6 protein-coding genes are annotated in these 6,519 nt (G+C 66.1%); all 6 read right to left on the reverse strand.

What is annotated here, in order from left to right:
* Positions 1-26: 26 nt before the first annotated feature.
* Positions 27-1,106, reverse strand: coding sequence for a protein-glutamate methylesterase/protein-glutamine glutaminase (locus PCE31107_RS22750; protein ID WP_130027576.1), 1,080 nt, complete (start codon positions 1,104-1,106; stop codon positions 27-29).
* Positions 1,103-1,777: a chemoreceptor glutamine deamidase CheD gene (gene cheD / locus PCE31107_RS22755; RefSeq protein ID WP_150564383.1), complete on the reverse strand. Its 675-nt coding sequence runs from the start codon at positions 1,775-1,777 to the stop codon at positions 1,103-1,105. The genes PCE31107_RS22750 and cheD overlap by 4 nt, the downstream gene beginning before the upstream one ends.
* A gap of 1 nt (position 1,778) precedes the next feature.
* Positions 1,779-2,720, reverse strand: coding sequence for a CheR family methyltransferase (locus PCE31107_RS22760; RefSeq protein ID WP_130027577.1), 942 nt, complete (start codon positions 2,718-2,720; stop codon positions 1,779-1,781).
* A 35-nt stretch (positions 2,721-2,755) separates the two neighbouring features.
* On the reverse strand, positions 2,756-4,378 hold the full coding sequence (locus tag PCE31107_RS22765; protein WP_150610744.1) for a methyl-accepting chemotaxis protein: 1,623 nt from the start codon (positions 4,376-4,378) through the stop codon (positions 2,756-2,758).
* Positions 4,379-4,472: 94 nt separating this feature from the next.
* A complete protein-coding gene (locus PCE31107_RS22770; RefSeq protein ID WP_150610745.1) occupies positions 4,473-6,245 on the reverse strand; it encodes a methyl-accepting chemotaxis protein in 1,773 nt (590 codons plus the stop codon).
* 71 nt (positions 6,246-6,316) lie between these two features.
* Positions 6,317-6,519 (reverse strand): hypothetical protein (locus tag PCE31107_RS23475; RefSeq protein WP_217425226.1); only part of this gene is annotated, 203 nt, incomplete at its 5' end.

Below are 6,519 nucleotides of genomic sequence, written 5' to 3' on the forward strand. Positions count from 1 at the left end.
CGAAAAAACGCCAAAAAAGCGCCCTACTATACCCGCTGGGTGCGATCGCCAAATTTCGCAACCTGATGCAGCACTTTGCGGGCCATTTCGTGCAACGGCACCACTTCTTCCGCCCCACCCATCGCAATGGCCTCGCGCGGCATGCCGAACACGATGCAACTCGCCTCGTCCTGCGCGAAGGTGTACGCGCCGGCCCGGCGCATTTCCACGAGTCCGGCCGCGCCGTCGCGGCCCATGCCCGTGAGAATCACGCCGATCGCATTGCGGCCGGCGTGAACCGCCGCGGAGCGGAACAATACATCGACCGACGGACGATGTCGATTCACCGGCGGCGCCGCGTCGAGCAAGGCCACATAGTTCGCGCCGCTGCGCGAGAGCTGCAAGTGGGTGTCGCCGCCCGGCGCGATGTACGCGTGGCCCGGCAGCACCCGCTCGCCATGCTCGGCTTCCTTCACCGTAATGCGGCACAGGCCGTTCAGGCGCTGCGCGAACGACTTGGTGAAGCCCGCCGGCATATGCTGGGTAATCAGAATCGCCGGGGCGTCCGGCGGCATCGGCACGAGCACCTCACGGATCGCCTCCGTGCCGCCCGTCGACGCGCCGATGATGATCAGCTTCTCCGTCGACACCAGCGGGTTACGCAGCAGCGGCGCCGCTTCGACCGGCACGGGCGTCGCGCTCTTGGGCGGGGCGCTGCGCACGCGGGCACGCGCGGCGCCACGAATCTTGTCGGCAATCATCTCGCCGTACTCGAGCATGCCGTCGCGAATGCCCAGGCGCGGCTTCGTCACGAAGTCCACGGCGCCGAGTTCCAGCGCGCGCAGCGTGACTTCCGAGCCGCGCTCGGTCAGCGACGACACCATGAGCACCGGCATCGGACGCAAACGCATGAGCTTCTCGAGGAAGTCGAGCCCGTCCATGCGCGGCATTTCGACGTCGAGCGTGAGCACGTCCGGGTTGTGCTGCTTGATCAGGTCGCGCGCCACGATCGGGTCGGGGGCGGTCGCCACAACGGTCATGTCCGGTTGCGCATTGATGATCTCGGTCATCAGGCTGCGCACGAGTGCGGAATCGTCCACGCACAGGACTTTGATAGGTTCGCTCAAGCCTCCTCCATTTGTCGGTTGTCAGGCCCCGGCCGAGGCTTGGCGTTTCTGGCCGGTGGCGCAAAGAGTTCTACGGAACCCCGGACTTCGCGTGCACGCAGTCGCTGCGCGTACGCCTGTTCGCGCTGGGCAATGGCCGGGTCGCCCCGGTCGCCCAGCTTTCTGACCATCACCCGCCCGGTGCGCGGCAAGAAGCATACCTTGCGCGGATGCGGTCCGAGAAGATCCTGCGCCGTGACGCGAATCTGCTCCATCTCCAGATAGCGCAACACGAAGTTCGCATTGCGATCGCCGATGTTCAGCGTGGTCATGCCCGCGAGCACCGCGCCGCCACCGAAGACCTTCGCCTCGAGCCGTTCGCGCCGTGCGCCGAGCTTGATCAGCTCGTTGATGAGCATTTCCATGGCGTAAGCGCCGTAGCGCATCGACGCCGAGAGTATTCGGTTGCGCTCGCTCTCGCCATCGTCCGGCAGCATGAAATGATTCATGCCGCCGATACCCGTGACGGTATCGCGCACACACGCGGCCACGCACGACCCGAGCACCGTCACGAGCATGATGTCGTCGGTCGTGACGTAGTACTCGGACGGCAGCAGCTTCACCGCCTGCGTGTCGAACGCATTGTCGAAGTAGTGGTTGGTGGCGAGCGCCTCGGCCAGTGGCTGCGTCATGTCAGGCCCCTCGCGCGCTCGAGCCGGCCAGCTCGTACACCGTCTGCCCGCGCAGCCGGAACGCCTGACTCACGTACGTGAAGTTCTCGGAATGCCCGGCGAAGAGCAAGCCGTCCGGCTTGAGCAAAGGCACGAAGCGCTCGAGAATGCGCGCCTGCGTGGCCTTGTCGAAATAGATCATCACATTGCGGCAGAAGATGACGTCGAACGGCCCGCCGATTTGCCACGACGGCGCGAGCAGGTTGAGCGGCGCGAACGTCACCAGTTGCTGCAGCTCCGGACGCACCTTGATCTTGCCCTCGTTGGCCCCCGTGCCCCGCAGGAAGTGGCGGCGCAACTGCTCTTGCGAGAGCTTGCCGGTCTGCTCGCCGCTGTAGACCGCGCTCGATGCCCGCGCGAGCACCTGCGTGTCGAGATCGGTGGCGAGCACGCTCGCGCTGGGCCGCGTGCCGAGCGTGTCGACGAGCGTCATCGCAATCGAATACGGCTCTTCGCCGGTCGACGCCGCGCAGCACCAGATCGAGATCGGTTTGGCCCGCTGACGCACGAAGTCGGCCAGCAGCGGGAAATGATGCGACTCGCGGAAGAACGACGTCAGGTTGGTCGTCAACGCATTGGTGAACGACTCCCATTCGGTCTCGCCGGTGTCGGCCTCGAGCATGTCGAGGTATTCGGTGAAGCTCGTCATGCCGAGCGCGCGCAGGCGCCGCGCGATGCGGCTGTACACCATCTCGCGTTTGTGCTCCGCCAGGGCGATCCCGGCGCGCTGATAGATCAGATTGCGGATGCGGCCGAAATCGGTCAGCGAGAAAGCGAAGTCGCGCTCGCCGGAGAGGGCGGCACCGCTGGCGCGCGCGAACTCCGCGCTGCGCGAGCCGACGTCGCCGTCGATGCCCGCGGCGCCCCGACGTGTCGTAGGTGAGGTCGTGCGCGAATCAGTCATGTCGTCTCACTTTGCCACCGCGGCAATCGTTCGCGCTACGCCGCGCGAGCCAGGGGTTGCGGCGCCGGCCCGCGACGCGGCGCGCCCATCGCGTGAACGGCCACGCCGGTACCGCTCGTCTGGAACACCGCCACCGCCGCGCGCAGATCGTGCGCCTGCGATTCCAGCGATCCCGCCGCGGCTGCCGCCTCTTCCACGAGCGCCGCATTCTGCTGCGTCACCTCGTCCATCTGCGTCACGGCGCGGTTGACCTGCTCGATACCGCTCGACTGCTCGTTCGATGCGGCCGAGATCTCCCCCATGATGTCCGTCACGCGCTTGACCGCCTGCACGATCTCACCCATGGTCTGCCGCTGCTGCGCGACGAGCGCCGTACCGTCCTGCACGCGGCGCGCCGACTCTTCGATCAGCGCCTTGATTTCCTTCGCCGCCGCCGCACTGCGCTGCGCCAGCGTGCGCACTTCGCCCGCCACCACGGCAAAGCCACGGCCCTGCTCGCCCGCACGGGCGGCTTCCACGGCGGCGTTCAGCGCCAGAATGTTGGTCTGGAACGCGATCCCGTCGATCACACCGATAATGTCGACGATCTTGCTCGAGCTGGTCGATATGCCGTCCATCGTCTCGCCCACCTTTCCGGAGACCTGACCGCCACGGGTCGCGATCTCCGACGCGTTCACGGCAAGCTGGCTCGCCTGGCGCGCGTTGTCCGCATTCTGCTTGACGGTGGCGGTGAGTTGCTCCATCGACGACGCCGTTTCTTCGAGCGACGCGGCCTGCTGTTCGGTGCGTGCCGACAGATCCGTGTTGCCCGCCGCAATTTCCTGCGCCGCCGTCGTGATCGATTCGGTGCCCTCGCGGATCTGCCCGATGGTCTCGGCCAGCGTGCGCTGCATGCGTTGCATCGCATAGAGCAGGCTGCTGTTGTCGCCCGGCGCCAGCATCACGTGGCTTTGCAGATCGCCACTCGCGATGCGATGGGCGATGTCGGCCGCGTATTCCGGCTCGCCGCCGAGGCTGCGCTGCACGTTGCGAATGATCGCGATCATGGCGGCCGTTACGATGGCGCCGATGAGCAACAGGGCAATGCCGTAGCGAATCAACGCACTGTAGAACGCGTCGTCGACGTCCTGCATGTACATGCCGCTCATCACACTCCAGTCCCACGGCGCGAAGTACTTCACGAACGAGAGCTTTTCCAGGCGCTTGTCGCTGCCCGCGACACGACCGTGGTATTCGACGAAGCCCGAGCCCTTCTCCTTGGCGACGCGAGCCATCTCGACGAACAGCAGCTTGCCGTTCGAATCCTTGTAGTTCGAGACGTCCTTGTTCACCAGATCGGCCAGCGTCGGATGCATGAGCACGACCGGCTTCGAGTCGAACACGACCAGGTAGCCGCTGTCGCCATAGCGCATTGTCTTCAGGCGAGCCATGGCCTGTTGCTTCGCTTCGTCAACGCTGATCTTGCCCGCCGCCGCTTGTGCCGCGTAGTCGCGCACGATACCGTCGGCACTCGTGACGACGCTTTGCACCGCCGCACGCCGCTCCGACACCATCGTGCTGCGTTCATGCCAGGCGGCCCAGCCGCCGAAAATCAAAAGACCTAGCCACATCAGCGCAAGCGCGGACCAGAGTTTTGCCTTGAGACTCAATTGCTTCATGATGTGACCCTCCACTACCTGCGCGTCGCGTGCGCGATGCGCGCGACGGTTTTCGTCTTGCCGATTGCTGCCAGTGTGCGCGCGCGGCGCGCGATCAGAAGGTCTCCCAGTCGCCGCTGGCGTCATCCGTACCGGTGCGGGTGCTTGCCGCCGGAGCCGCCGCCGGTGCCGGTCTGCGCGGTGCGGCGGTCGCGGCCTTCGGGGCCACGGCTGACGTCGGTGCGGACGCGGCGGGCGCCGTCGCCTTCACCTTCTTCGCAACGGGACGGGCCACCGGTGCCGCCGCGAGCGTCGGCGCCGTGTGGCTGGACGCCGCCTGACTGGCGTCCAGACGGAACACCGAGACGACCGTCTTCAAACGATTGGCCTGTTCTTCGAGCGAGCCGGCCGCGGCGGCCGCTTCTTCCACGAGCGCCGCGTTCTGCTGCGTGACTTCGTCCATCTGCGTGACGGCGCGATTGACCTGTTCGATGCCGCCCGATTGCTCGCTCGATGCCGCCGAGATCTCGCCCATGATGTCGGTCACGCGCTTGACCGCCTGCACGATCTCTTCCATCGTCTGACCGGCTTGCTCGACGAGCGAGGAGCCGTCCTGGACCTTGTGGGAGGAGTCTTCGATCAGTTCCTTGATTTCCTTCGCCGCCGCCGCACTGCGCTGCGCCAGCGTGCGCACTTCGCCCGCCACCACCGCGAAGCCACGGCCCTGTTCCCCGGCGCGCGCGGCTTCCACCGCCGCATTCAACGCCAGAATGTTGGTCTGAAAGGCGATCCCGTCGATCACGCTGATGATGTCGACGATCTTGTTCGAGCTGCTCGAGATGCCCTGCATCGTGCCGACCACGCGGCCCACCACTTCGCCACCGCGTGCGGCGATGTCCGAGGCGGTCACGGCAAGCTGGCTCGCCTGGCGCGCGTTGTCCGCGTTCTGCTTGACCGTGGCGGTGAGCTGCTCCATCGACGACGCGGTCTCTTCGAGCGACGCGGCCTGCTGTTCGGTGCGTGCCGACAGATCGGTATTGCCCGCGGCAATCTGCTGCGCGGCCGAGGTGATCGACTCGGTGCCCGAACGGACTTCCGTCACGGTACGCACGAGGCTGTCCTGCATATGCTTCACGCCCTTGAACAGACGCCCGGTTTCGGTGTCGTTCCACACTTCGATGCGCTGCGTCAGGTCGCCACCCGCGATCTTCTCGAAATGCTTGATGGCGTCGTCGATGGGGCCGACGACCGCGCGCGTGAGCGTGATCTGCGTGATGATGCCCACGAGCAGGCCGATGACCAGGCCGATGCCGACCAGCCACATCACCAGCGTGTAGCGGGCCTGGGCGGCCAGATAGCGGTTCTCTGCATTCTTGTTCTGCAAGTCGGCCAACGCCACCATCGCCTTGGTGTAATCGGAGAACAGGCGCGGCACGTCCATGACCGTCTTGGCGTGAAAGTCCGGGATATCGCCCGACTCAATGGCCTTGAGCGCGGGCACGATGCCCTCGTTGACCACCTTGCCACGGGCGGAGATCACGGCATCGGCCAACGGCTTTTCGCTGTCGGACATCGGCTTCGCCGCGTAAGCGCCCCACGCGTCGTCTGCCGCCTTGAGGTTCTGACGCACGCGGTCGATGGCCGTCTTGATCTCGGTCGGATCGGCAATGAACTCGATGCGCGAGAGCGTCACGCGAGCCGACAGGGTGGAAATCGTCGTCTGTGCGAGGGAGCGCGACGACGCCATGTCGTTCCTGTAGATATCGCGCAGCGACGCATTGCTTTGTTGCAGCGAGAGGAGACCCGCCGCGGCGCCGACGGCCAGCAGCACCATGAAGAGTCCCAGCGCCAGCGTCAGCCGTGCCCGGATGGTGACATTCTTAAACATAACGATCTCTACCTCGTGAAGACCGGCCTGCGGCCGGCGTATCCATCTCAACTATCCGAATTACCGACCCGTCAAAATTCTTCCCACTCGCCCGAATCGCTCGCGTTTGCACCCGACGTCGATCCGGCCGATCCGCCCGCCGGTGGCTTGCCTCGACGCGCGGCCAGTTGCAGCACCTGCGCGTCCTCCGGCGTGCCGGCGGCGGCGGGCGCCGGCGGCGCGGATGACTGCGGGCGTCGCGTGACGGTGCGCGTGGCGCCGCCTGCGCTGGCCC

The sequence above is a fragment of the Pandoraea cepalis genome, from assembly GCF_902459625.1.
Lineage (GTDB): Bacteria > Pseudomonadota > Gammaproteobacteria > Burkholderiales > Burkholderiaceae > Pandoraea > Pandoraea cepalis.

What these genes read in the sequence shown, in the direction of transcription:
- cheD (WP_150564383.1), bottom strand. Translation starts at nt 1,777, where the DNA reads ATGACGCAGCCACTGGCCGAGGCGCTCGCCACCAACCACTACTTCGAC.
- PCE31107_RS22760 (WP_130027577.1), bottom strand. Translation starts at nt 2,720, where the DNA reads ATGACTGATTCGCGCACGACCTCACCTACGACACGTCGGGGCGCCGCG.
- PCE31107_RS22770 (WP_150610745.1), bottom strand. Translation starts at nt 6,245, where the DNA reads ATGTTTAAGAATGTCACCATCCGGGCACGGCTGACGCTGGCGCTGGGA.
- PCE31107_RS22765 (WP_150610744.1), bottom strand. Translation starts at nt 4,378, where the DNA reads ATGAAGCAATTGAGTCTCAAGGCAAAACTCTGGTCCGCGCTTGCGCTG.